The sequence below is a fragment of the Romboutsia timonensis genome, from assembly GCF_900106845.1.
Classification (GTDB): domain Bacteria; phylum Bacillota; class Clostridia; order Peptostreptococcales; family Peptostreptococcaceae; genus Romboutsia; species Romboutsia timonensis.
In genome coordinates this window covers 1,962,802-1,988,851 of sequence record NZ_LT629850.1, presented here as the reverse complement: position 1 = coordinate 1,988,851, position 26,050 = coordinate 1,962,802, and the positions used below count along the sequence as shown (strand labels likewise).

Here is a 26,050-nt window from a genome sequence, read left to right as displayed (position 1 = left end):
TATGTTTGCTGGAGTTATAACATAATCAGTTAAAAATCCATCTACAGTAGTAAGTGCATGAAATTTAAATCCGAAATAAGTTTCTTTTTTAGAAGCGCATATTCCATAGGAGGCTTCGCCTTTGAAACATTTACTAAAATGAGCTCTTCCAAACTCACATACAGGAATAGGCATACTATCTATAACTCTTATATTGTTAGAGTAAAGTTGCATAAATTCAGATATATATCCTCTTATTTTAGATATTACTAAATGTAAATTTCTTTTAGTTCTATTAAATCTAGTTCTATCTCCTAATCTTGGAAATAGTTCTTTATATTCTCTTTTTAATAAACTAAAAAATGATTTCTCTGAGTCAATAGTTAAAAGTTCTCCAACTATACTAATAGTAATTATCTCACTATCTGAAAGTTTGCTATCCTTAATATTACGTCTATTCATTATACCAATAGGTATAATTTCATTGTATATATCATCTATAATTACAAAAATATTTGTAAACAAATCTGTTAAATTTTCTAACTCCTGGATATAATAATTATTAAGCTCCAACATCATATAGTAAACCTCCTTTAAATTAGTATTGATAATCTTAGGTTGCTATATTTGTTGGAGTTTTATTATTGAAAAAATTAACTAGCACAACGAGTTAATTATGCAGAGATAATTTTTATTTTAATAAATTAGGATAGAAAAATAATAAGTCAAGGGTATCACAAAGAACATAGAAAATATCATGAAACAGTAATTCCAATAGAAATGGCAAATTTATTAAATAAATTTTAAAGACGATAAAATGCTAATATCATATTAGATATTAGCATTTTTCTATTATATACTAAATTTTAAGGAGATTGGAATTATAAAGTACATATATATTTTAAACTAAAATTTGTGAACTTATGCTATAAAATTATATAATGACAATATTATTAAAATAATATAGATAAAGTATTTATTATTTTATCTTAATATGAGATTAAAATTATCTTATAAAGTTTGTAAATGTTTTACATTGAGCTTAAAGTGATTGAAATTGAGCTTTTCACTCTCTAAAACCTTCATTAAAATTTACCCACCATGATATATTATTTGTTTTTTATCACAATTAGTATCATATATAAAATTTATTTTAATTACATAAATTACAAGGAATATATTTAATAAGTAGATAAATAAACGCATTGAAGATATAATAGCAAAAAAAGACAGTGATAAAAGAGAATAGAGAATACAAATTCTGAGAAAAATTTATTCAAGAAATTAAATAAAGCGGATTACTTAGTTAAATTTAGGAGGATACGATGAAAAAATTTTTAAAAAAGATATTTGTATTAATGACAATATGCATTAGTATACCATCTAATAATTTTATATTTGCAGAAAGTGATGAAGAGTCATATTTAAAAGAAGATAAAGCGATAACTGAAAGTTTAGGAAGTAATATGATTTATGCACCTCACACAGGTAATGTAAATCTTGATTATCTATATCAAATGATACAACATCATAAAGGTGCTATTGATATGGCAAAAAATTTACTAAACAACGGAGGAGAAAATGAAGAGGTAGTTCAAATAGCTAAGGATATAATAAAAAATCAAACAATAAGTATAGCTAGTATGGAAAGCTTAATGAAAACTCTAATAGAGAATTTAACACAAGATAAAGTAAGGGAAGAAAAATATTTAAAAGATTATGAAAAAATTGTAAAAGAGATGATGTGTGGACTTGAAAATCTTAAGCCTACAGGAAATGTAGATAAAGACTTTTTACAATCAATGATAGTTCATCATCAGGGTGCGATAGATATGGTAAACTCAATAATTAAGTATACTGATAATGCTGAAATTAAAAAAATGGCAGAAGGAGAATTACAAAATCAACAACCTGAAATAGACAATATGAAAAAACTTTTTGACAGTATAAAATAAAAATAAGTAGCCAATAAATTATCATAAGATTATTGGCTATTTATTTTTATATACAATTACTATATGAAACTTTCTAATTATACAGTTATAAATATCGTAACCAATACTTATAATACCCTTCTAAATATAATTATATTTAGTATATCAAATAAATAAATGTTTATATATTATATTATAACTTAACGTTTAAAGGAAGGGGATAGTATGGCTTATAACTATGATAAATTTGATAAAAGTATTACCGAGTTTGTAAAAGAAAATAATATACAAAGTAGTACAGATTATTTATTAATAACTTCGCTTAAGGATAAATTTACCTATGTTTATGAGTATAAAAATGGATGGGAGTTAGAATACAAATGGAGTTCTACAGTTGGAAAATCGTCAACACCAACTATAAAAGGTGTATTTAGTGTAGGTATAAAGTACCCAGCTATAGGTGGAAATACAAGCTCTGTAAAATATGCAACAAATATAGTTGATGATTATTATTACCACTCTATAATATATGATGATAAAGGATTTAATATAAAAGATGATAGATTAGGAGTGGCAATAAGTCATGGATGTATAAGGCTTGCAACTAGTAGTGCAAAATGGATATATGATAATATTCCAGAAGGAACACCCATAATTATTAATTGATATATTTAATAAATTAAGTATATATTTGGATTAAGAATTAATTTTGTAAAATTATAAATTTATTGATACTAAATAAAGAAAATGGTAAAAGTAGGTGGAATTTTGAGGATATAAAAAGTTTTAGAGAAAAAATATATTAATATTTAGAATATAAAAATACAAATTATAGAATAAGGTTATATAAAATATAGATATAAACTCTTTAAATCATGTTGAAAATAATATTATAATAGATAATGGGGATAAAATAAAAATATATATGAGGTGAGTTTATGAAAAATAAATATTATTGTCCATATTGTAAAGGGGAATTAGATGTTTTAGATGGCTGAGGAACAATAAGTTATTATTGCATGGAGTGCAATATGTTAATTTCAAGAAAGAAAATATTAACTGAAGAAGATGTTAAAGAGACTATTGAAAAAACGTAAAATTTGACTAATAATGCAAGATGAAAAAATAAACATTTAATATTCTGAAAATTGTTGCATCAAAGTGAAATTATATATATAATATATATGTATCAAAATAGAACTTAAATCATTAAAGATAGAGGAGCGAAAGTTAATAGTAGTAGTAATGAGATAAGCACAGTGACTTACTATGAAAGGAGCAATCGCCGAAGGTTACAGCTGATGCTTTAAAGCTGTAATACTGGTGATGTATAAAATATATGCATCACTATCACAAATTATTTTGTGGTGAGCTATCATTTAAGTGTAGAGTATATTTGTATACAAATCCTTAAGTGTAAGCTTAAGGATTTTTTATTGAGGGGGAAATATATGTTTTCTAAAAAAATACCATTATTAGTATTGGCATCTATATTAAGTGGAAGTATGCTAGTTGGATGTAGTCAAACAGGAAATAATGTAGGGCAATCTGAAAATATAACTGCTAAGCAAATTCTACAAAATGAAGATGCTAGGATTGCTATAGCTATGGCTATAGATAAAGCTCAAATAACTGATGTTATTTTAAATAACGGATCATTACCAGCTAATGTATATGTTCCAGAAGGTTTGGCATTAGATGAAGATGGTAAGGACTATAGAGAAATAGCAGGGGAAATGGGATTTGGATTTGATCAAGAAAAAGCAGCAGAGCATTGGAAGAAAGCAAAAGACGAATTAGGATTTGATAATACAACATTAGAGTTTTTAACAACAGACTCAGATACAAGTAAACAAATAGGTGAATATATACAAAATCAATTAGAGCAAAACTTAGAAGGTCTAACTATAGAAATCAAGCAAGTTCCATTCAAACAAAAACAACAATTAGAATCACAAGGAGATTTTGAATTATTATACAGTTCATGGATAGCAGATTATCCAGACCCATTAACATTCTTAGAAACATTCACAACAACTGGCAAATTTGGATCAAATAGTGGATATAATAGTGCAGAATATAATAAATTAGTTGATGAAGCTAAAAACTCATTAACACTAGCGAATAGCTGGAAAAAATTTGCTGAAGCTGAAAAAGTTTTATTAAACGATGCATATATATCTCCAGTATATCAAAGTAGCTCTGCATACTTAGAAAAATCTACAGTTAAGGACATAGTTAAATCTGCATATGGAGCTAGAAATACTTATAAATGGGCTTATGTAGAAGGTAAAGATAGCTTCAATATAACGAGTAGTGCAGATTTACCATCATTAGATGCAAGTAAAACTACAGATTTTTATTCTTTTGATGTTTTAAATAATATTATGGAAGGTTTAACAAGAGTAGATTTAGACGGTAAAGTAGTAGAAGGTATGGCAACTAAATGGGAAACAAGTGAAGATAAAAAAACTTGGACTTTCACTATAAATGATAAAGCATACTGGAGTAATGGTGATAAGGTTACAGCTCATGACTTTGAATATGCATGGAAGAGAACTTTAAATCCAGAGACAGGAAGTCAATATGGATTTATATTCTATGATTTAGTTGGTGCAGAAGATTATAGTTTAGGTAAATGTAGTGCTGATGACGTAGGTGTTAAGGCACTTGATGATAATACATTACAAGTTACTTTAGTAAGACCTGTTAACTATTTTTATAGGCTTGTAGGATTCCCTGTATTCTTCCCACAAAATCAAAAATTTGTTGAAGAAAAAGGGGATAAATATGGAACTACTAAAGACGATATATTATCTAATGGACCATTTGAATTAACTAGATGGAAATTAGAAGACCAATATACAATGAGTAAAAATGAAAAGTATTGGGATAAAGATGTAGTAAAATTACAAACTATAAATACTAAGATAGTAAAAGACTCTTCAACTGGAATAAATCTTTATGAAGCTGGAGAAGTTGATTCTATAGATTTGGCTGCAGAACATGTTGATAAATTCAAAGATAGCCCAGAATTTAAATCAACTAAAAATGCAACTACATTCTTCATATTGATAAATGCTGGAGAAGAATAAATTTTAATATAAAAAAATAAAAGGAATTATCTTAAACTATTTTAAGGTAATTCCTTTTTACTTGCGTAGATTAAATAGTTTAAAAAAACTTAATATGATATAATTTATATAGTCACAATAGGGGGGATATTATGAAATATATTTTTAAGCTTATAGAGTATATAAATGAAACAAATATATTAAGTTTGGCTACATTAATACTTACAATTGGCTACTTAAGGTATTTATACAATAAAAAAGAAGAAGTTGAAGAATATTTAGGATTTAAATTAGTCGGGTTTTATATTTTAGGATTATTTACATTTAGTTTTAATTTTAAGTATATTAAATTTGTACTACCAATAGGATTTATTATTATATATCTACCATTTATGAAAAATAAAGAACGAAAAAATAATATAATAAAAAAGAAAGCAACAGTATTTGGATTTATTATACTTTGCTTAGGGGGAATAAACTCAATTATATACAACAAAGTAGAGTATAGAGATAGAATAATACCTATGGAAAGTATAGCAATTAATTCTTTAAAAGATAATTATGAAATATTAAAAAAAGAGTTAGATATAGATAATCAAGCATTTATAGAAAAGTTTGAGTTAGATTACAACAAAAATGAAATAAAGATGCTAAGTTATACTGTAAAAGATATAAATAATAATAAATATTATTATATATCAAATAATACGAAATCATATAATGTTTATATAAGTAAAATCTATGATTATAATGAAGAAGATATGCTTGTATTTAATCCAATGGAATATAATATTGATATAGAAAAATTTTTAGATATAATAAATAATGTTAAATTTAAAGAAAATAAAGATGCAGATTATTATATTATATTATACAGAAATGATTTAATGTTTTATGAGGAAATTGGCAATTTATATACTATAGATTTTAATGATTACTCAACTAAAAAATTAAAGTCTGAATATCCAATATATGATGCTGCTCAGTTTAGTCATATGCCTATGAAAAGGACTGGTAAAGGTTCATGGGAAAGTATGGAGTCATACACATATTTAATGGATTATAAGGTATATGAAAATAATGAATAGAATAAAAAGGGAGCAAAATTTTGCTCCTTTTTTACTTTATGAAAATAAATCTATTATATCTTTATCGGATAAACTCTTAAGAAGTCCACTATTAGATAAATCATCATTTATAAAATCTTTTATAAGCTTATCTTTATTTTCTTGAAGTTTAATTATATTTTCTTCAATAGTTCCCTTTGCGATAAGTTTAATAACATGAACCACATTTTTTTGACCAAATCTATGAGCTCTATCGCTAGCTTGATTTTCAACAGCTGGATTCCACCAAGGATCAAAGTGAATTACAACATCAGCACTAGTTAAGTTAAGACCACTTCCACCAGCCTTTAAAGATATTAAAAATACTTTAACATCTTCGCCTTCATTAAATTTATTAACAAGATTTAATCTTTCTAAAGCATTAGTTTGTCCATCTATATAATAATAATCTATATTATTTTTAGAAAGTTCTTTACCAATATTTTTTAAAACAGAAGTAAACTGAGAGAATAAAAGTATTTTATGATTATCCTCTATATAATCTTTTAATATTTCAAGAGTAGCTTCGGTTTTTGAGCTTTTTTTATTATAACCTTCTATTAAAACACTAGGATCTAAACATAATTGTCTAAGTTTTGTTAAATAAGAAAACATAGTTATCTTATCTGTTTTGATATCTTTATTATTTATTTTTTCTTTAATTTCTTCCACATAAGCACTATATACTTTTCGTTGATCTTTATTAAGCTCAACGAAAAACTTATTCTCTATTTTATCAGGAAGTTCAGTCATAACTTGAGATTTAGTTCTTCTAAGTATAAATGGTTTTATAAGTTTTCTAAGATTATTAGCATTATATTCATCATATATAAACAAATCTTGGAACTTATTTCTGCTATATAAATATCCAGGCATAACAAAATCAAATATAGACCAAAGCTCAAGTAAGTTATTTTCAATAGGTGTACCAGTAAGTGCAAATCTAACTTTAGAGTTTATACTTTTTACAGCATTTGTACTTAAAGATATAGGATTTTTTATATTTTGTGCCTCATCTATTATAAAGTAATCAAATACTTTAGTTTCATAAAAATCTAAATCATTTCTAAGGGTAGCATAAGTAGTTATAACTACATCATATTCATCAATAGTATTTAATAATTTTTCCCTTTCTTTTTTATTACCATGAATTAAAAGTACTTTAATATCTGGTGCAAAGTTTTCAAATTCGCTTTTCCAGTTATATATTAAAGAAGTTGGAGTAACTATTAAACTTTTAGTATTTTTAACATTTTCTTTTTTATAAAGTAAGAATGATATAGTCTGAAGGGTTTTACCAAGACCCATTTCATCAGCAAGTATTCCACCAAATTTATAGTGGTCTAAAGTTTTAAAGTAATTAAGACCTGCTACTTGGTAATCACGAAGATTAGCTTTTAAATTTTTAGGGATACTTAAATCTAAGTTTTCTATATTATCAAAGTCATCACAAATACGATTAACAAATTGCTTACCTTCTATAAAATTTAAATTTTTACTTTTAAACATATCATTAATATATAAGGCCTTACTAAAATGAACTTTAGAGTCATCAAAGCTTGATACATTTAAGTTTTCAACAAGCTCAAATAAATCCTTAGTTTCACTATCTTCTAAATCTAAGAAACTTCCATTTTTTAATTTGTAAAATTTCTTTTTTTCTTTAAAGGCAAGGAACATATCTTTATATTCATTTTGATTTATATCGTCAATATTAAATGAAAAATTCAAATAACCATCTAAGCTATCTCTTATAGATGCATGAATAGAAGTTGATTTTATAATTTTTCTATTTTTAAATTTATCAGAATAATAGACATCACCTAAACTTTTAAGGTTCATTATCTCTATATCTAAAAAGTTAAATAATTCTTCATCACTTCCATTAAATACATAGTATGAATCATTATTTATAAAGTTAAGAGATAAAAGTTTATCTTTAAATATTTTTTCTTTTTCTAAATTTCTAACAACATATTTTGTTTTATTTTCATCATCATACTCAAATTTAAGTTCGCATATGACATTACTATTTTTCAAGTCAAAGTAAAATTTAGTATTAAAATCATTTACTATATTATCTTTTATTTCATTATCAATATTTATATTTTTAGAAAAACTTTTAACTTTAGGAACTAAATTAGTTAAAAGAGGATCTATTTCCTCTTTGGTAAATTCTATATTATTGTGATCTTTTAATATAGAATAAAGTGTTTTATAATTTCTAGCATCTTCATTAGATAATAAATATATATTCTCATCATACAAAACAACATCCCCTTTATGAGTAAGGGGCATAGGTAAATTATTATTGCATTTTAATTCTATATTTTCATCACATTTTTCTAAATCTAGATTTATAGGTAATTTTTCATTTACAACTTTAGGAAGGTAAAATTCCTTATTATAAGTAAGTGTAAATTCTTTATCTCCCAAGGTTTTTAAAAATCTTTTTAATCCACTACTTCCAACATCTAAAAATTTAGCGTTAAAACTATTTAAAGCCATAGTATTTTTACGTCCAAAGTCTTCTATTATATCAACTAACTCTTCATCTACACCTTCAAAGTAATGAATATTAGGATTGTATATGAAGTTTTTTCCATATTCTAATAAATCATTATTAATTCGAGCAAATGAAAAGTCCTTTAAACTTTTAAGGACATACATTTTATCGGTTCCTATTTTAAAATCTGCAAATACACCATTATCACTTATATCTATATTTACCTCTAAATTAACCTTTTCTTTTTTATCATTATTAAAATAAGATAGAAGTTTTTTATTAGGTGTAGTAGGCGTATTATAAACATTTGAATTATTATTTTTATTTAATACATTATTTACTACTTTTAAAGAAGCTTCCTTTTTTAGTTGTCTAATTCCAGTTATACTAGTTGCAGCAATATGTTTACAAATAAATATATTGCTTTGATTATGTCTTGAAAGATAGTCCTCACAAGTACAACTACAACCAAGTATTTTATTATTTATTGTATCTATAGAAATTGATGTGGTATAAACATCATTAAAAAACTCAGATTCAGCTATTGCATCAAAAGTAACTATACCATCATTTATATTTACTGTTATATGGTCTACTAGTTTTCTATTAAAATACTTAATCCCTCTATTCCATCTAGAGGGTACAGTATTATTCATAACTAAATTTTGTATATTATTAAAGTTCAAAATATCACCTTACTCTCTGTTGTATATAAAATATTATAGTCTAAAATTAACACAATGACACAAAAATATTATAATTTTGATTTACATTTAATTTATAGTGATAAATTTTATTATAAAATAAACTATATAAAGGTACATATATATTATAAATTCAATAAAAAATATACTTACTAATATAAAAAGTCTTATAAAGTTTATTATCACAAATTATTATTTAGGTTTAATAGAATCTTATAAAAATATCTTAAATCTTTTGTACTAATTATCTTATGATACATATTGAAATTGCTATATAAACTTTTTATTATCAAAATTTAGCTTGCTAGAATCTAATATTTCTAGTAAATATATTTAATTAGCACAACGAGTTAATTTAAATATATTTTCTCATAAAGTAATTGTAATTGGGAAACCTTATATTATAAGGAGAAATGTCATATGAAAAATATAATATTAACTTTACTATCTATACCAAAAGTAGGAAAGAAAAGTGTTGGTTATTTTATAAAATACATGCAAGAAATTCCTAAAAATGAAAATGATATAATAGATATATTTATAGATATTAAAAATGATAATAAGAGAATAAAAGTACCGACTTTAGAAGAAGTTAAATTAGCTTATGAAAGGGCTGAAAAAATAGTAAGTTTATCAAAGAAACAAAACATTGAAACTATAGATATATTACATAAAGATTTCCCTAAAAAATTAAAACTTATAGAAAATGCTCCTCAAGTATTATTTTATAAAGGAAACTATAATGCAATAATAAATGAAAATACTTTAGCTATAATAGGGAGTCGAGAAGCTAGTAAAGAAGGTCAAAAAAATGCATATGAAATGGCATACTTATTTGCAAAAGAAAATTATTCAATAATAAGTGGTTTAGCTATGGGTTGTGACACTTATGCTCATAAGGGATGCCTAGATGCTAATGGTATGACAGTAGGGGTATTATCTAGTGGATTAGATACAATGTATCCAATTCAAAATAGAGAATTAGCAGAAAGAATAATAGAAAATAACGGTTGTTTGTTAAGTGAATACCCAATAGGATTTACTTCATTTAAAAATAATTTTATAGAAAGAGATAGAATAGAAAGTGGTCTTAGTTTGGGAACTATAGTAATAGAGGCAAATATTAAATCTGGTACTATGCATACTGCAAACTTTACATTAGAACAAGAAAGAGTGTTAGCTTGTTTTAATATTGATAAAAGTGGTAATAAATTTCTTTTAGAAAATGATAAGGCTATATCTATAAATGGTAAAGAAGATATGCCTAAAATAAAATATCAACTAGAAAAAGTTAAAGATAGATTAGAAAATAAAAAAGGAGATATTTAAAAAAATTAAATATCTCCTTTTTTATTGACAAATATAATTAAATATCTATAGACAAATAGATTTTTACAATAGACTATCATTTTTAATATAAGATTTAGATATCTTAAATATAGATAGATTAGCTTTTATATTAGTATAAGGACATAGACCTACACTTGAATTTGAATTATTAGTTAAGGAAAAATTTAAATGTGAATCATAAACAGATACAATTGCATCTCCGCAAAGTTGTTCTTTTTTAGTAGTACAACTTTCTATATTATGTCCTTTACAAGATTTAATAGAAAGGGATACATAATCACTATCATTACAAGTATGTATATTAGCCCACCATCTTATATAGTAAATACCATTAGAATTTATAGTAAAATGACCCGTACTGTAGTTATAAGTTATACTTGGATCAGTATCTATTATACATTTATTAAATATAATAGGTTGGTCTTTATCTATTATATTATTTAAAGTACTTTGCATTTGTAAACACATTTATTTACCTCCGAAATATATTAGTTATATTTTTACAATAAACTTACTAACTACTTATAGATATTTTACAAAATGAAGTTTTATGATAAAATTACTGTAAATATATAATAATAAATATGAATGTGGATACCTAATTCTAGTAATACATATAGGATTAGACAAAAATATTTAAAACTAATAATGTTTTATTTATTACAGCTATTTTTATATTTAGTTCTTTATGTAATGGGAATTCATAAGATATTATAAGTTTTCCGAAATAAATATTGATAATAGATTATATCAGTCTAATCTAAGTAGAATATTTAAAAAGCAAAGGTTAAAAATTACCAGAAAGTTATGAGTTAGGAAAATAGTTTTAACTAACCAACAGATTAATATATAATTCTAAAGGAGATAAATATGGACAGATTAATAACTAAAGAAAAAGTTTTTGTACAAACTAACCAATTAGCAGAAATACTTATAAACAGCAATGGGTATGAAGATTTTCATAATAATATAGTAAAAAATAATATAGTATGTGAAGAAAGTAAAAATTATGAAATAGCAGGGGCTGGGTTTATAGATTTTAACCAACATCTATATGAAGATATAAACCATATGAACTCGATAAGTGGTGGATTATATTTAGATATGACTTTAGTCATGTTTAAAATATATATATGGGGATCAAAAGGTGAAGGTTTTGAAATATTTAGACATGTTTTAAGAGGCGAAGAAATAGCTAATTTAAAATCTATAGATGATATAAAAGATTACATATACAAAGGATTATCTGAATTAGAAGATGGAATAGTTAACACATATAATAAAGAAACAAAAGAAGCCTTTGAAGACTTTGGTAAAGGAATAGAAACTAGACAATTACCTCTTCCAAATATACTTAAATATATAAACTTAGAAAATAATATAAATGATTTTAGATAAATTAAAAGTCAAAGTTAAAAAGCTATCTTAAGTTATAAACATTATAACTTAAGGTAGCTATGTTTATGTGCGTGGTTTTAAAATTAATATTATTTTCTAAGATATAATTAAAGAATAGTATAGAAAAATACTGATATATGTTTATAAAAATAAATAACTTATTTTATAATTAACATATATTTAAATGAATAAAAATTAAAATATAGTTGCAATAGCAATTAATTGTGATATACTATAATAGTTGCGCAAACAACTAATAGAAAGTGGGATTTAATATGAATGCAGAAAAATGTAAAGGAAATAAACATATAGGTAAATACATATCTCAGCTTTATAGAAAGGGAAGTGTATTTATAAATAAAGAAGTTTCTGAGTATGGAATAGGGTCAGGACAATTTATGTTCTTACTTGAGTTATATATAAATGATGGAAAAAATCAAGAAGAAATAGCTGAAACTTTAAAAATAGATAAGGGAACAACAGCAAGAGCTTTAAAAAAATTAGAAGAACAAGGATTTGTAACAAGAATAAAAGATGAAAATGATAAAAGGTCTAATAAGATATATCTAAATGATAAGGCAAAAGATGTTAGAGAAGGTGTATTAGATGTTTTAAATGATTGGAATAAAGAAATAACTAAGAGTTTAACAGAAGAAGAAGAAGAAATGCTTAAAAGTTTGCTTGAAAAAGTATGTAAGAATATAAATGTATAGGAGGTAGACAATGAATAATAGTCAACAAGTTTTAGGAACAGAGTCGATTGGTAAATTACTACTAAAATATTCAGTACCAGCAATAATTGGTATGATGGTAAATGCACTTTATAATGTTGTAGATAGAATGTTTATCGGAAATATACCAGGAGTTGGACCACTAGCAATTACAGGTCTTGGTGTAACAATGCCTATAATGACAATAATATTAGCATTTGGTATGTTAATAGGTGTAGGTTCTGCAACTAATATATCTATAAAATTAGGTCAAAAAAGAAAAGAAGAAGCTGAAAGTATAATAGGAAATGCGATTTCTTTATCCGTAATAATAGGTATTTTAATAACAGTAATAGGAATATTATTTTCAAATAGCATATTAAAAGTTTTTGGAGCAAGTGATGCAACATTGGTTTATGCAAAAGCATATATAAGTATTATATTATTTGGATCAGTATTTAATATATTAGGTATGATGTTTAATAATATAATAAGAGGAGATGGAAATCCAAAGTTATCAGCTATAATAATGACTGTAGGATGTGCTACTAATATAGTATTAGATGCACTTTTCATATTTGGATTTAATATGGGGATACAAGGTGCTGCTTTTGCAACTGTTATATCTCAAGCAGTAACGGCTTTATGGGGAATTAGCTATTATTTAAGAGGAAAATCTAATCTTAAGTTTAGAAAATCAAGTTTAAAATTAAATAAAAATATCATAAAAGCTATATGTGCTATAGGCTCAGCACCATTTGCAATGCAAATAGCTGCAAGCATGATTCAAGTATTAAATAATCAAGCATTAAGCACTTATGGTGGGGATTTATCTATAGGGGCTATGGCTACGATAAGTTCTATAGCAATGATATTTTTAATGCCATCATTTGGATTAGTTCAAGGAATGCAACCTATAGTAGGGTTTAACTATGGTGCTAAAAATTATGATAGAGCTAAAAAGACATTTATAATATCTGTATTAGCATCTACATCATTCTTTGTTGTAGGGGCATTAGTAATACAAATTGCACCACAAGTTTTAGTTGGTATGTTTAATAAAGATGCAGAGCTTATGAATATAACTATAAATGGTTTAAGAAAATATACTTTAGCGCTTCCTATGATAGGTATATCTATAGTAGGTACTAACTATATTCAATCAACTGGAAGGGCAAAAATGGCAATGGTATTAAGTTTATTAAGACAGGTTATAATACTAATTCCTATGATATTAATACTACCTAAATTCCTTGGTTTAGATGGAGTTTGGTTTGCACAACCAACTGCAGATGCAATATCATCAATTTTAACAGCTATAGTAATATTTAAAGAATTTAGAAGTTATGAAAAAACAGAAGATAAATTAGAAGAAATTAATGCTATATAATATAAAAAAGCTAACTTACATATTTTTAAGTTAGCTTTTTTGTTGTTAAGAAAGTATATTAATTCAATTATTGCCTATAATCACTATAAATAAGTAGTGCTAATTTAAGAATGTAAAAATATATATTGAATAATAAAAAACATTTAGTATACTGTTAATATAAATATACGATAACATAGGATGTGAGTAAGATGGGGGGTACATATTTGATACTATATGAAAAAAAAGAAAAAGAATCGAGAAAAGAATATGCCTATAGGATATTAAAAGAAAATATAATGTCATTAGAATTAAAGCCAGGTGAATTATTAAGTGAAGTAGAATTATCTGAAAAATTAAATATATCAAGAACACCAATTAGAGAAGTTTTAATGAGATTAAAAAATGAACACCTAATAGAGGTAAAACCACAATCGGGAACTTATGTATCTTTAATAGACCTAGATTTAATTGAAGAAGCAATTTTTATGAGATTTGCATTAGAAGAAAAAGTTTTAAAAGAAGCGTGTAACTATTTCCCCGAAGATAAAATAATAGAACTTGAAAAAAATCTATTTGCTCAAAATATAATTGCTAGTATGGATGGTGGAGAACATGAATTTCATAAGCTAGATACTAGTTTCCATGAAACGTTATTCTTAGGCGTAAAAAAGAAAGCTATATGGGAAAGTATTTTAAAAATAAGCACTCATTATAATAGGATGAGATTATTATCTCAAAAGAAAGACTCAAAAGAATTAGTAGTTAAACAACATGAAGAAATTTTAAATATAATAAAAAATAAGGAAAAAGATAAAGTAGAGAATGTAATAAATTATCATATGAGAGATTCTAGAAAAAGTTGGGAATACTTAACTAAATTAGATGAAGAGAATTCTAAGTATTTTAAAAGAAATGAAGAAAAATAAAGATGTATAAAATAAAAATCACTAAAATCAATCTTATATTATTGAATTTAGTGATTTTTATTTTTTATATAAAAACATATGAATAAATTATAAAAGTGAACTTGTATACAATATAGTTTTAAGGAACATTAAATATATGTTGTATACAAGGTGTTTAAATATAGATTTAATATGAAATTAAAAAAAGTATGTTGAAAATGTTATCTTATTATGATAATATACAAATTAATAAGAAAATTGTTAAAAATAAAATTATTAGTATACAAATAAAGGGAGTAATAAAGGATGACTTGTATACCAATTCTTACTTTATTAGGAGGAAATAATCAAGAAATGATATTAAAAAAATTAAAGGAAGAAGGAATAGTAGCCGTAATAAGAGCTAATAGTCATGAAGAAGCATTAGGTTATATAAAAGCATGTATTTCAGGTGGGATAAAAGCTGTAGAGCTTACATATACAATACCAAATGTAGTAGAGCTTATAAAGTATGTATCAGAAAATTACCCAGAAGCACTAGTTGGAGTTGGTAGTGTTTTAAATAAAAAAATGGCTAAAGATGCAATAGAGGCAGGAACTTTATATGTAGTAAGTCCAGGGTTTTCTGATGAAGTAAATGATGTATGTAAGGAATTAAATATATTATATTTACCAGGTTGTATGACTGTTACAGAAATAATGAATGCATTATCAAAGGGAAATCCTATGGTAAAGTTATTCCCAGGTGAAGTGTTTGGGGCAAAATATATAAAAGCAGTAAAAGCACCTATACCAAATGTAGAAATAATGCCTACAGGTGGAGTTAATATTGATAACATAGATGAATGGTTTAAAATGGGCGTTTCATGTGTAGGGGTTGGAAGCTCATTATTAGGGTCAAGGGATGTAAAAGAAATAGAAAACTTAGCTAAGGAGTTTGTAAGTAAAATTGAAAAGATTAGAAATTAATTCAAGTAATAAAATATTAGGATTTGGTGAAATAATGCTAAGATTAACTCCTACTAATTTTAATAAAATAATACAATCAAATAGTTTTGATGCAACTTATGCTGGTGGAGAGGCAAATGTTATCTGTAGCTTAAGTTCATTTAATCATGATACTAAAATAGTTACCAAATTACCAGAAAATTCTTTAGGAGAAAAAGTTATAAGAGATATGAGAGCTTTTGGAGTAGATACTAAAGATATAGTAAAAGGTGAAGGTAGATTAGGTATATATTTTTTAGAAACAGGTCATGGTGCTAGAAACTCAGAAGTTATATATGATAGAAAATATTCAGCAATATCAATGGCAAGTAAAGATGAATTTGATATAGATAAAATACTTAATGATGTAAAATTAGTTCATATATCTGGAATAACTCCAGCACTTAGTAAAAACTTATATGAATTTAGTTTAGAGCTTGTAAAAGAAGCTAAAAAGAGAAATATAATTGTTTCTTATGATTCTAACTATAGAGCAAAACTTTGGAGCTTAGATGAAGCTAGTAAGTTTATGAAAGAAGTTTTACCATTTGTTGATATAGCATTTTTAGGAATATTAGATTTTAAAAATATATTAAAGTATGATGTAAATATGGAAAATGATATAGAATCAGAACTTGAAAGATTATATAAAGAATTATGTAAAAATTACTCAAATTTAAAATATATGGCATCTACAAAACGAACTGTTAATTCTGCTAATAATAATTCATTACAAGGATTTTTATTTAATGGGGAAAAGTTAGAAAAGTCCAAAGTATATACATTTGACATATTAGACCGAGTAGGTGGAGGAGATTCCTTTACAGCAGGTGTATTACACGGTCTTATATCAGATATGAAATGTAGTGATGCTATAGAATTTGCAACTTGTGCAAGTGTATTAAAACATAGCATCATAGGGGATATAAATATGGTTGATGAAAAAGATGTAACTACTCTTATGAAAAATGGAGTAGGAAATATAAATAGATAATCAAAGGAGTAAAAAATGAGTAAAGAGTTAAAAAATTTAAATTTAGATTGTTTAAATGAGGAACAAAGAAAAATATATGACAAAGTTACAAATAGTCCAGTAAAAATAATGCAAGTTGGAGAAGGAAACTTCTTAATGTCATTCTTTGATTGGATGGTATATCAAGCTATAAAAGCAGGAAAATATGATGGTTCAATAGCTTTAACTTGTCCTTTAGATTATGACAAAAAAATAGATTTATTAAAAGAACAAGATATGCTATATACAGTAATTCAAAGAGGATTTAAGGGAGATACTGAAGTTTATGAAAAAGATATAGTATCAGTATTTTCAAAAGTATTTAACTACAATAAAGAATGGGATGCTTTTATGAATATAGCTGAGCAAGAAAGCTTAGAAGTTGTAATATCTAACACAACTGAAGCAGGTTTAGCATATAAAGAAGTTAAATTAGAAGAGGTTTCAACTGAAGGATTATACCCTGCAAAATTAACAGCATTCTTGATGCACAGATTTAATGTCCTTGGAAATATATCTAAAAAACTACTTATATTTCCTTGTGAGTTAGTTGCTGAAAATGGAAAAGTATTAAAAGGGTTTGTTGAAAAACACTCAAATGACTTTGGTGCATCTGAAGAATTTAAAACTTGGGTAAATGAAAATTGTGTATTCTTAAACAACTTAGTTGATAGAATAGTACCAGGATTCCCATCAGCAAATGCAGATGAATACTTTGAAAACTTAGGATATAAAGATGGAGCACTTTCTATGTGTGAACCATATTTCTTATGGGCAATAGAGGGAGATAAAGAATTAGATAATATATTACCTCTTAATGCATCAGGACTTAATGTTCAGTGGTTAGAATCACTTTCTGATACTCAATTATTAAAGGTTAGAATATTAAATGGTTCTCATACATTAATAACTCCTTTAAGTATATTAAAAGGATTTAAGCAAGTTGATGAAGTTGTTGAAAATGATGAAATGAAGGCATTTTTAAATGAAACTTTAGAAAATGAAATACTACCTTCAATAAAAAATAAAACAGGAAATAAAGAAGAATTTGCAAGCACAGTACTATCTAGATTTAGAAATCCACATATAATGCATAAATTAGAATCTATATCTATGAACTCAGTTTCTAAGTTTGCAAATAGATTATGGCCAACAGTTAAAACTTACATAGAAGATAACAATAAAGCACCTAAAAATATAATGGTAGGTTTAGCAGGTCTTATAAGATTTTATCAAATTGAAAAAACTGAAAATGGATATGTAGGAAAAGACTTTAAAGGATTTGAATACAAGGTATTTGATACTCCAGAAGTATTAGAATTTATGTATAACGTAAATAAGAAATACGAAGTTAAAAACGAAGAGTATGTGAGAGAAATTTTATCAGAAACAAAGCTTTGGGGAGAAGATCTATCAGTATATACTGGCATGGTAGATGAGGTATGTCAAAACTTAAAGAATATGGGGAATATAGTATGTGTGAATTTATAAAAATAAATGTTAAAGATGATGTAGTAGTATTACTAGACGATAGTAAAATGGGAGATACAATAAAAGTTGATGATAAAGCAATTCAAATTTTACAAGATACTCCTAAAGGACATAAAATAGCTATTAAAAATATAGACAAAGATAATGATGTATTAAAGTACGGATACAGTATAGGTAAAGCTAAAGAAGATATAAAAGTAGGACAGTGGGTACATAGTCATAATATAAAAACAGGCTTAGATGGTATATTAGAATATAAATTTGAATCAAATAAGTTAGAAAATAATGTAAAAGAAAATGATATATATTTTAAAGGATATGTCCGTGAAAATGGAGATATCGGTATAAGAAATGAAATATGGATTATAAATACTGTAGGTTGTATAAATAAAACTTGTGCAATATTAGCAAGAGAAGGAAATAAGCTAATAAATGATAAAGTAGATGGTGTTCATCATTTTGAGCACCCTCATGGATGCTCTCAATTAGGTGATGATTTAGATAATACAAGAAAAATATTATCTGGATTAGTAAATCATCCTAATGCAGCGGGGGTTTTAGTTGTAGGATTAGGGTGTGAAAATAATACACTAGAAAGTTTTAAGGCTATACTTGAACCAATCAATAACAATAGAGTTAAATTCTTAAATATACAAGATGTTGAAAATGAAATAGAAGAAGGTAAAAAACTAATAAGCGAACTAGTAGAATATGCATCTAAGTTTGAAAGAGAAGATGTGCATATATCTAAATTAAAGATAGGTCTTAAATGTGGAGGGTCAGATGCATTCTCTGGAATAACGGCAAACCCACTTTTAGGAAGATTATCAGACGAGTTAGTTTCATTAGGTGGAACAAGTATACAAACTGAAGTTCCAGAAATGTTTGGTGCAGAAACAATATTATTTGAAAGATCTTTAACTGAAGAAGTATTTAATAATAGTGTTGATTTAATAAATGATTTCAAAAAATACTTTATAAGATATGACCAAGTTATATATGAAAATCCATCTCCAGGGAACAAAAAAGGTGGAATAACAACTTTAGAAGAAAAATCTTTAGGTTGTGTTCAAAAAGGTGGAAGTGCCATAGTTACAGATGTATTAAAGTATGGAGAAAAATCTACTAAAAATGGCCTTAACTTAATATCAGGTCCAGGAAATGACCAAATAGCAGTTACAGTACTTGCTGCATCAGGAGCTCATATGGTGTTATTTACAACTGGTAGAGGAACTCCGTTTGGAGGAGTAGTACCTACTTTAAAAATATCAACTAACTCTGATTTATATAACAATAAAAAACATTGGATAGACTTTAATGCAGGTCAAATATTAGAAAATAAAGATGCTAGAAAAGTTGATGAAGAGTTCTTTAACTTAATAGTAAATACTGCATCAGGTAATTACTTTGCTCACAATGAAGTAAACGGATACAAAGAAATAGCAATATTAAAAGATGGAGTTACATTATAGAGGGGGAATATAAAATGAAAAAGTTTATGTGTGAAGATTTTTTATTAAGTAATGAAACAGCAAAGGTTTTATACCATAATCATGCTAAAAATATGCCTATATTTGATTACCACTGCCACTTAATACCAAGTGAAATAGCAGAAGATAAAAAATATAACAATATAACAGAAATATGGTTATATGGAGACCACTATAAGTGGAGAGCTATGAGAAGTTTTGGTATAGATGAATACTATATAACAGGTGAAGCAACTGACTTTGAAAAATTTAAAGCATTTGCAAAAACTATGCCTTATTTAATAGGAAATCCAATATATCATTGGTCTCATTTAGAACTTAAAAGATACTTTGGAGTAGATGAAACTTTAAATGAAAATAATGCAGAAGAAATATGGAACAAATGTAATGAAGTAATACAAAAAACAGATTTCAGTGCAAGAGCTATTATAACAAAATCAAATGTTAAATACATCGCAACTACTGATGACCCAGCAGATAATTTAGAGCATCATATAAAAATAGCTAAAGATGAAAACTTTGACTGTGAAGTTAGACCTACTTTAAGACCTGATAAAGCTGTAAAAATAGGAAATGAAGGTTTTGCAGAATATATAAAAGTTTTAGGCCAAACAGAAAATACAACTATAACTAACTATAAAGAACTTATGGAAGTTTTAGAAAAAAGAGTAGAATTCTTTGTTGAAAATGGATGTACAATAACAGACCATGCTTTAGATAGAGTTTACTTCAAAAATACAAATGAAGAAGAAGTTAATGAAATATTTATAAAGGCTATAAATGGAGAAACATTAGCTCAAGATGAAATAGAAAAATATGCAACTTTAACAATGATGAACTTAGGTAGAATATATCACAAGCACAACATGGTTATGCAGTTACATATAGGAGCACTTAGAAATAATAATACTAGAATGTTTAAAAAGCTAGGTCCAGATGTTGGATTTGATAGTATAGATGATGGTGAAGTAGCTCAACCACTATCTAGGTTATTAGACACATTAGATGGAGAAGATAAACTTCCAAAAACTATATTATATTGTTTAAATCCAAAGGACAATGAAGTACTAGGAACTATGCTTGGAAACTTCCAAGGTGGAGGGATAGCTGGTAAAATCCAATTCGGTTCTGGATGGTGGTTTAACGATCAAAAAGATGGAATGGAAAGACAAATGATGGCTTTATCTCAATTAGGATTATTAAGTCAATTTGTTGGAATGCTAACAGATTCAAGAAGCTTCTTATCTTACACAAGACATGAATACTTTAGAAGAATATTATGTAACTACATAGGTGGTTTAGTAGAAAATGGAGAATACCCAGCAGATATGGATATACTAGGAGAAATAATAGAAAACATATGCTATAATAATGCTGTCAGATATTGTAAAGGTCAGTAAAAATATAATAAAAAATATAATAAAAAAATATTGATTATTATGGAAATAGTTGTTAAAATAAAAACATAACAAAAAGTACAATAAAAGTACAATAAACATGAGAGTAAAATAATAATATTTAGGTTATGTATATGTTAGGGGAAAAATAAATATATACATAATCTAAATATTGAAATATATTTATAAGTGTTAATAAATAGTGAATAACTATTTAGAAAATAAAAAGTATTATAATAAAAAATATACGTTAAGTGGATTCTAACTTGTATACTAGAATTCATTTATATGTTATATTGAAAGGGGATTTTTGATGAAGATAGGAAAACGTATAACTGCTTTAATGTTAATAGCAGCAATGTCATTAGTAGGTGTAGGTTGTAGCAGTGCTAATGGGGAAGGAAAATCTGCAAGAGTTATAAGAGTTGCTCATGGTCAAAATGAAGAGCATCCTCAACATAAAGCTTTACTTGAATTTGAAAAGTATGTTGAAGAAAAAACAAATAATGAACTTGACGTTCAAATATTTCCAAATGAGCTATTAGGAGCAACATCTCAAGCAGTGGAGTTATGTCAAACAGGAGCTATAGATTTAGTTGTTGCAGGTCTTGGAAACTTAGAAGCTTTTGAAGATTCATATACTGTTCTTAACCTACCGTACATAATGGATAGTAAAGAACATTATCATGAAGTGATGAATGATGAATCTATAATGGGACCTATATATGAATCAACTAGAGAAAGTGGATTTATAGGATTAACATGGTTTGATGCTGGTGTAAGAAATATATATACTACAAAAAAAGTAATAAATACACCAGATGATTTAAAGGGGCTAAAAATAAGAGTTCAAACAAGTCCAACAAATGTAAAAATGCTTCAAGCATTAGGTGCATCTGCAACACCAATGTCATTTGGTGAAGTTTATACAGGATTACAACAAAGTGTTATAGATGGAGCAGAAAATAATGAATTAGCACTTGTAAATAATAAACATGGTGAAGTTGCAAAGCACTACTCTTATAATATGCATGCAATGTTACCTGACTTATTAATAGTTAATGCAAGATTATTAGATGAGTTAACTAAAGAGCAATCTCAAGCAATAATAGATGGAGCAAAAATTGCAAATGAATTTGAAGTAGAAGCTTGGGATGCAGCAGCAACAGAAGCTAAGGAAAAGGCTGAAGAGATGGGAGTTCAATTTTATTATCCAGATATAAAGCCATTCCAAGAAAAAATGAAAGATTTACATAATGAATATACTCAAGATGCTAATATGAAGGCAATTTTCGATAAGATAAGAGCAAAAGGTGATGAAATATTAGCAAGAAATGAAAATAAAGAGAATTCTAAAGATAGCTCTGAAATAAAAGTTAATTAATTATAAAGGTAATAAAATATTATAAAAGGAGAATATAGATGGAAACTCTTAGAAAACGTTTAGATAAAGTGTTAGAATTTATATGCTGTACACTATTGGCATTAATGACTATATTGGTAACATGGCAAGTTGTATCAAGATATGTACTTAATAATCCAAGTACGGTAACGGAAGAATTAGTATTATTTTCTTTTGTATGGATGGGATTATTAGGTGGAGCATATTTATTTGGAAAGAACGAACATATGGCGATGACATTTTTATTTGATAAATTAAGTGAAAAAAATCAAATTAAAGTAAGAATATTTTTTGAATTAGTAATAATGGCATTTGCAGTATTCATATTAGTTTTCGGTGGATGGAATATGTCAAAATTATCAATGGGACAACTATCTTCATCTTTACAAATACCAATGGGATATATATACCTAGCATTACCTTTATCAGGTATTACAACAATGATATACAATGCTTTAAATATATCTGATATTATCAAGGAATTGTCTGGGGATAAAAATAAACAAGGGTCAAAAATAGTGTAATAATAAATTAGGGAATAATGGTTTATATTTTAAAGGAGGAAATTTAATGGAATTAGCATTACAAACAGGATTAACTTTATTAGCTGTATTTCCAATATTACTATTAATAGGGATACCAATAGCGGTTACAATAGGGATATCTTCAGTTTTAGCAATATTATCTGCATTACCATGGGAAAATGCAGTTTTTACAGCTGCACAACGTATATTTACAGGAATTAACTCATTCTCATTATTAGCAATACCATTTTTCATATTAGCTGGTATTATAATGAATAATGGTGGTATAGCAATAAAATTAGTAAACTTTGCAAATTTATTAGCTGGTAAATTACCAGGATCATTAGCTCATACAAATGTTATCGGAAATATGTTATTTGGTTCAATAAGTGGATCAGGAACAGCAGCAGCTGCTGCTATGGGTGGAATTATGACACCGCTACAAGAAGAAGCAGGTTATGATAAAGATTTTGCTGCTGCAGTAAATGTAGCGTCAGCACCTACTGGATTATTAATACCTCCAAGTAACTCGTTAATAATATATTCACTAGTTAGTGGTGGTACATCAGTAACAGCATTATTTATGGCAGGATATATACCAGGAATACTTTGGGGAATAGCTATTATGGCTGTTGCATTCTTTATAGCGAAGAAAAAAGGATATAAAACAGTAACTAAAGAAAAAATAACATTATCGCAAGCTTTAAAAGTAATTTTAGATGCAATACCAAGTTTATCGTTAATAGTAATAATAATAGGTGGTATAACAGGTGGTATATTTACAGCTACAGAAGGTGCGGCAATAGCAGTTGTATACTCTTTATTATTATCAATGTTATTATATAAATCTATAAAGATAAAAGATTTACCAAGAATATTATTAGAAGCAGTGAATATGACAGCTATGATAGTATTCTTAATAGGGGCATCATCTATAATGTCTTGGGTATTAGCATTTACTAATGTTCCAACATATATAACTAACTTAATATTAGGTATATCTAATAATCCAATAGTTATATTATTGATAATGAATGTATTATTACTAATAGTAGGTACATTTATGGATGCAACTCCAGCTATATTAATATTTACTCCAATATTCTTACCAATAGCTCAAAGTTTAGGTATGGACTCAATACAATTTGGTATAATGCTAGTATTTAACTTATGTATAGGTACAATAACACCTCCAGTTGGAAATACACTGTTTGTAGGTTGTAGAGTAGCTAAAACTAAGGTAGAAGGTGTTATAAAGAAGATATTACCATTCTATATAGCAATATTCGTAGTTCTTATGTTAGTTACATTTATACCTCAATTAAGTTTATTTATTCCAAAACTTATGGGAGTTGCATAATATAAACTTATTAAAATAGACTCTAATGATAGAGTCTATCAGAGCGTAGACAAAGTCTACGCTCTTTTATTTTTGTCAATACTCTTTATGAGGTGATAAATATGTTAACTATAAGAAAAGAAAATTTTAGAGATGATGAAATAAATGTTATATTAGATGGATTGGTTCCTGAAAACCATTTAGTAAGAAAAATAGAAAATGCAATAGATTTTAGTTTTATTTATGATAAAGTAAAAGATTTATACTCTCCGTTAGGAGCTCCAAGTATAGATCCTGTTGTTTTAATAAAAATAGTTTTAATTCAATATTTATTTGGCATACCTTCAATGAGNAGTAAACAACATACAACAGCGATAGCTATAGATGCTGGATATATAACTCCTTATATTTGTAAAACTATTTTAGATGATGGTATAATTCCTGCTATTCCATATAAAAGACCTATGACTAAAAAAGGATTTTTTAAGAAATATGAATATGTATATGATGAGTATTATGACTGTTATATTTGTCCTAATAATAAAATTTTAAAATATTCAACTACCAATAGAGATGGGTATAGAGAGTATAAATCTAATCCAAGTGATTGCAAATCTTGTGAACACTTAAATATTTGCACTAATAGTAAAAATAAACAAAAGTTAGTTACAAGGCATATATGGCAAAATTATTTAGAAGAAGCTGATCATCTTAGACATAAGCCATATGTAAAAAAAGTTTACAGTAAACGTAAAGAAACAATTGAACGAGTTTTTGCAGATGCAAAAGAGAAACATGGTATGAGATATACAAAATTAAGAGGCTTGTCGAAAATTGAGATGGAGGTGAGTCTTATTTTCTCATGCATGAATCTAAAAAAATTAGCTAATTGGATGTGGAAAGATACATCCAATAATCTAAGGCTCACGCCTATTTTTAGTATATTATCACTAAAAATCTTTATAAAAAAGAAAATAGCCATTTTATATAAGTTAAAAATGGCTATTTTGTCTACAATCTGATAGACTCTAATGATAGAGTCTATTTTTTATGTACAAGAAAATTATTATATGAAATTTTTTGTGGGTAACCTATAAATATAAATAATATCAATAACCTTAGAGACGTAAAAAATTATATTTTGAAATGCTTCGCCCATGCAGTGGCTCAAGCAACGGATATGAGCGAAGCGAATTTTTTATTAAATATTAAAGGTATATAGTAATTAATTTAACTTATTAATATATTTTATGTATACAAGAAACAAAAACTTTTTCAAAAATAAAAAGGAAAATGATTTCGAAATAAATTTATATACTTATTTCATTAAAATTTTGATACGAATAAAACTTTAATAAACTAAAATTAAA

General features: G+C 26.1%; 20 protein-coding genes, 1 pseudogene and 1 riboswitch. Of the genes and pseudogenes, 18 read left to right on the top strand and 3 right to left on the bottom strand.

All coding sequences use genetic code 11. From position 1 onward, the window contains the following. A partial coding sequence (locus tag BN7997_RS12050) for an IS982 family transposase (RefSeq protein ID WP_195906823.1) occupies positions 1-555 on the bottom strand: 555 nt, incomplete at its 3' end. A gap of 749 nt (positions 556-1,304) precedes the next feature. Between BN7997_RS12050 and BN7997_RS12045 the strand changes: the two genes are divergently transcribed. The 4 genes from BN7997_RS12045 (at position 1,305) to BN7997_RS12030 (ending at position 6,075) form a co-directional block, all read left to right on the top strand. Next, complete coding sequence (locus BN7997_RS12045) at positions 1,305-1,934, top strand: DUF305 domain-containing protein (protein ID WP_071121007.1); 630 nt, start codon at positions 1,305-1,307, stop codon at positions 1,932-1,934. Positions 1,935-2,138: 204 nt separating this feature from the next. Next, on the top strand, positions 2,139-2,579 hold the full coding sequence (locus BN7997_RS12040; protein WP_071121006.1) for a L,D-transpeptidase: 441 nt from the start codon (positions 2,139-2,141) through the stop codon (positions 2,577-2,579). A 542-nt stretch (positions 2,580-3,121) separates the two neighbouring features. Further along, positions 3,122-3,296, top strand: a riboswitch (Lysine riboswitch). Positions 3,297-3,364: 68 nt separating this feature from the next. After that, positions 3,365-5,008, top strand: a complete 1,644-nt coding sequence (locus BN7997_RS12035) for an ABC transporter substrate-binding protein (protein WP_071121005.1) — start codon at positions 3,365-3,367, stop codon at positions 5,006-5,008. Between the two features lie 131 nt (positions 5,009-5,139). Continuing rightward, positions 5,140-6,075 carry a hypothetical protein gene (locus BN7997_RS12030; protein WP_071121004.1) on the top strand — a complete coding sequence of 312 codons (936 nt, stop codon included), beginning with the start codon at positions 5,140-5,142 and terminating at the stop codon, positions 6,073-6,075. A gap of 36 nt (positions 6,076-6,111) precedes the next feature. Here BN7997_RS12030 and BN7997_RS12025 read toward each other — a convergent pair whose 3' ends face one another. Beyond that, positions 6,112-9,285, bottom strand: coding sequence for a DEAD/DEAH box helicase (locus tag BN7997_RS12025; protein WP_242873418.1), 3,174 nt, complete (start codon positions 9,283-9,285; stop codon positions 6,112-6,114). A gap of 438 nt (positions 9,286-9,723) precedes the next feature. Here BN7997_RS12025 and BN7997_RS12020 point away from each other — a divergent pair, with 438 nt between their 5' ends. Then, positions 9,724-10,632: a DNA-processing protein DprA gene (locus BN7997_RS12020; RefSeq protein WP_071121003.1), complete on the top strand. Its 909-nt coding sequence runs from the start codon at positions 9,724-9,726 to the stop codon at positions 10,630-10,632. 63 nt (positions 10,633-10,695) lie between these two features. Here BN7997_RS12020 and BN7997_RS12015 read toward each other — a convergent pair whose 3' ends face one another. After that, the gene (locus BN7997_RS12015) at positions 10,696-11,121 is read right to left on the bottom strand and encodes a C1q-like domain-containing protein (protein ID WP_071121002.1); all 426 of its coding nucleotides are present in this window, start codon (positions 11,119-11,121) and stop codon (positions 10,696-10,698) included. 402 nt (positions 11,122-11,523) lie between these two features. Between BN7997_RS12015 and BN7997_RS12010 the strand changes: the two genes are divergently transcribed. The 13 genes and pseudogenes from BN7997_RS12010 to BN7997_RS11950 all read left to right on the top strand — a co-directional run. Further along, positions 11,524-12,051 carry a hypothetical protein gene (locus BN7997_RS12010; RefSeq protein WP_071121001.1) on the top strand — a complete coding sequence of 176 codons (528 nt, stop codon included), beginning with the start codon at positions 11,524-11,526 and terminating at the stop codon, positions 12,049-12,051. Between the two features lie 275 nt (positions 12,052-12,326). After that, the gene (locus BN7997_RS12005) at positions 12,327-12,764 is read left to right on the top strand and encodes a MarR family winged helix-turn-helix transcriptional regulator (RefSeq protein WP_071121000.1); all 438 of its coding nucleotides are present in this window, start codon (positions 12,327-12,329) and stop codon (positions 12,762-12,764) included. Between the two features lie 10 nt (positions 12,765-12,774). Next, complete coding sequence (locus tag BN7997_RS12000) at positions 12,775-14,151, top strand: MATE family efflux transporter (protein WP_071120999.1); 1,377 nt, start codon at positions 12,775-12,777, stop codon at positions 14,149-14,151. A gap of 206 nt (positions 14,152-14,357) precedes the next feature. Beyond that, complete coding sequence (locus BN7997_RS11995) at positions 14,358-15,059, top strand: GntR family transcriptional regulator (RefSeq protein WP_071120998.1); 702 nt, start codon at positions 14,358-14,360, stop codon at positions 15,057-15,059. A 285-nt stretch (positions 15,060-15,344) separates the two neighbouring features. Then, the gene (locus BN7997_RS11990) at positions 15,345-16,007 is read left to right on the top strand and encodes a bifunctional 4-hydroxy-2-oxoglutarate aldolase/2-dehydro-3-deoxy-phosphogluconate aldolase (RefSeq protein ID WP_242873417.1); all 663 of its coding nucleotides are present in this window, start codon (positions 15,345-15,347) and stop codon (positions 16,005-16,007) included. Beyond that, positions 15,988-17,019 (top strand): sugar kinase, encoded by a 1,032-nt coding sequence (locus BN7997_RS11985; RefSeq protein WP_074010981.1) that lies wholly within the window; start codon positions 15,988-15,990, stop codon positions 17,017-17,019. The genes BN7997_RS11990 and BN7997_RS11985 overlap by 20 nt, the downstream gene beginning before the upstream one ends. A 15-nt stretch (positions 17,020-17,034) precedes the next feature. Beyond that, the gene (locus BN7997_RS11980) at positions 17,035-18,528 is read left to right on the top strand and encodes a tagaturonate reductase (RefSeq protein WP_071120997.1); all 1,494 of its coding nucleotides are present in this window, start codon (positions 17,035-17,037) and stop codon (positions 18,526-18,528) included. Next, positions 18,513-20,000 (top strand): UxaA family hydrolase, encoded by a 1,488-nt coding sequence (locus BN7997_RS11975; RefSeq protein WP_071121424.1) that lies wholly within the window; start codon positions 18,513-18,515, stop codon positions 19,998-20,000. The genes BN7997_RS11980 and BN7997_RS11975 overlap by 16 nt, the downstream gene beginning before the upstream one ends. A 14-nt stretch (positions 20,001-20,014) precedes the next feature. Beyond that, positions 20,015-21,418 (top strand): glucuronate isomerase, encoded by a 1,404-nt coding sequence (gene uxaC, locus BN7997_RS11970; protein WP_071120996.1) that lies wholly within the window; start codon positions 20,015-20,017, stop codon positions 21,416-21,418. A gap of 310 nt (positions 21,419-21,728) precedes the next feature. Next, the gene (locus BN7997_RS11965; protein WP_242873416.1) at positions 21,729-22,799 is read left to right on the top strand and encodes a TRAP transporter substrate-binding protein; all 1,071 of its coding nucleotides are present in this window, start codon (positions 21,729-21,731) and stop codon (positions 22,797-22,799) included. 38 nt (positions 22,800-22,837) lie between these two features. Next, positions 22,838-23,341, top strand: a complete 504-nt coding sequence (locus BN7997_RS11960) for a TRAP transporter small permease (RefSeq protein ID WP_071120995.1) — start codon at positions 22,838-22,840, stop codon at positions 23,339-23,341. 46 nt (positions 23,342-23,387) lie between these two features. Further along, positions 23,388-24,701 carry a TRAP transporter large permease gene (locus tag BN7997_RS11955; protein ID WP_071120994.1) on the top strand — a complete coding sequence of 438 codons (1,314 nt, stop codon included), beginning with the start codon at positions 23,388-23,390 and terminating at the stop codon, positions 24,699-24,701. Between the two features lie 353 nt (positions 24,702-25,054). After that, positions 25,055-25,702 (top strand): annotated as a pseudogene (locus BN7997_RS11950) (transposase); the annotation flags it as partial. Positions 25,703-26,050: the final 348 nt, after the last annotated feature.

Excerpts from the sequence above, each read along its gene's own strand:
- BN7997_RS12045 (WP_071121007.1), top strand. The coding sequence starts at position 1,305 with ATGAAAAAATTTTTAAAAAAGATATTTGTATTAATGACAATATGCATT.
- BN7997_RS12040 (WP_071121006.1), top strand. The coding sequence starts at position 2,139 with ATGGCTTATAACTATGATAAATTTGATAAAAGTATTACCGAGTTTGTA.
- BN7997_RS12035 (WP_071121005.1), top strand. The coding sequence starts at position 3,365 with ATGTTTTCTAAAAAAATACCATTATTAGTATTGGCATCTATATTAAGT.
- BN7997_RS12030 (WP_071121004.1), top strand. The coding sequence starts at position 5,140 with ATGAAATATATTTTTAAGCTTATAGAGTATATAAATGAAACAAATATA.
- BN7997_RS12020 (WP_071121003.1), top strand. The coding sequence starts at position 9,724 with ATGAAAAATATAATATTAACTTTACTATCTATACCAAAAGTAGGAAAG.
- BN7997_RS12015 (WP_071121002.1), bottom strand. The coding sequence starts at position 11,121 with ATGTGTTTACAAATGCAAAGTACTTTAAATAATATAATAGATAAAGAC.
- BN7997_RS12010 (WP_071121001.1), top strand. The coding sequence starts at position 11,524 with ATGGACAGATTAATAACTAAAGAAAAAGTTTTTGTACAAACTAACCAA.
- BN7997_RS12005 (WP_071121000.1), top strand. The coding sequence starts at position 12,327 with ATGAATGCAGAAAAATGTAAAGGAAATAAACATATAGGTAAATACATA.
- BN7997_RS12000 (WP_071120999.1), top strand. The coding sequence starts at position 12,775 with ATGAATAATAGTCAACAAGTTTTAGGAACAGAGTCGATTGGTAAATTA.
- BN7997_RS11990 (WP_242873417.1), top strand. The coding sequence starts at position 15,345 with ATGACTTGTATACCAATTCTTACTTTATTAGGAGGAAATAATCAAGAA.
- BN7997_RS11980 (WP_071120997.1), top strand. The coding sequence starts at position 17,035 with ATGAGTAAAGAGTTAAAAAATTTAAATTTAGATTGTTTAAATGAGGAA.
- BN7997_RS11975 (WP_071121424.1), top strand. The coding sequence starts at position 18,513 with ATGTGTGAATTTATAAAAATAAATGTTAAAGATGATGTAGTAGTATTA.
- uxaC (WP_071120996.1), top strand. The coding sequence starts at position 20,015 with ATGAAAAAGTTTATGTGTGAAGATTTTTTATTAAGTAATGAAACAGCA.
- BN7997_RS11965 (WP_242873416.1), top strand. The coding sequence starts at position 21,729 with ATGAAGATAGGAAAACGTATAACTGCTTTAATGTTAATAGCAGCAATG.
- BN7997_RS11960 (WP_071120995.1), top strand. The coding sequence starts at position 22,838 with ATGGAAACTCTTAGAAAACGTTTAGATAAAGTGTTAGAATTTATATGC.
- BN7997_RS11955 (WP_071120994.1), top strand. The coding sequence starts at position 23,388 with ATGGAATTAGCATTACAAACAGGATTAACTTTATTAGCTGTATTTCCA.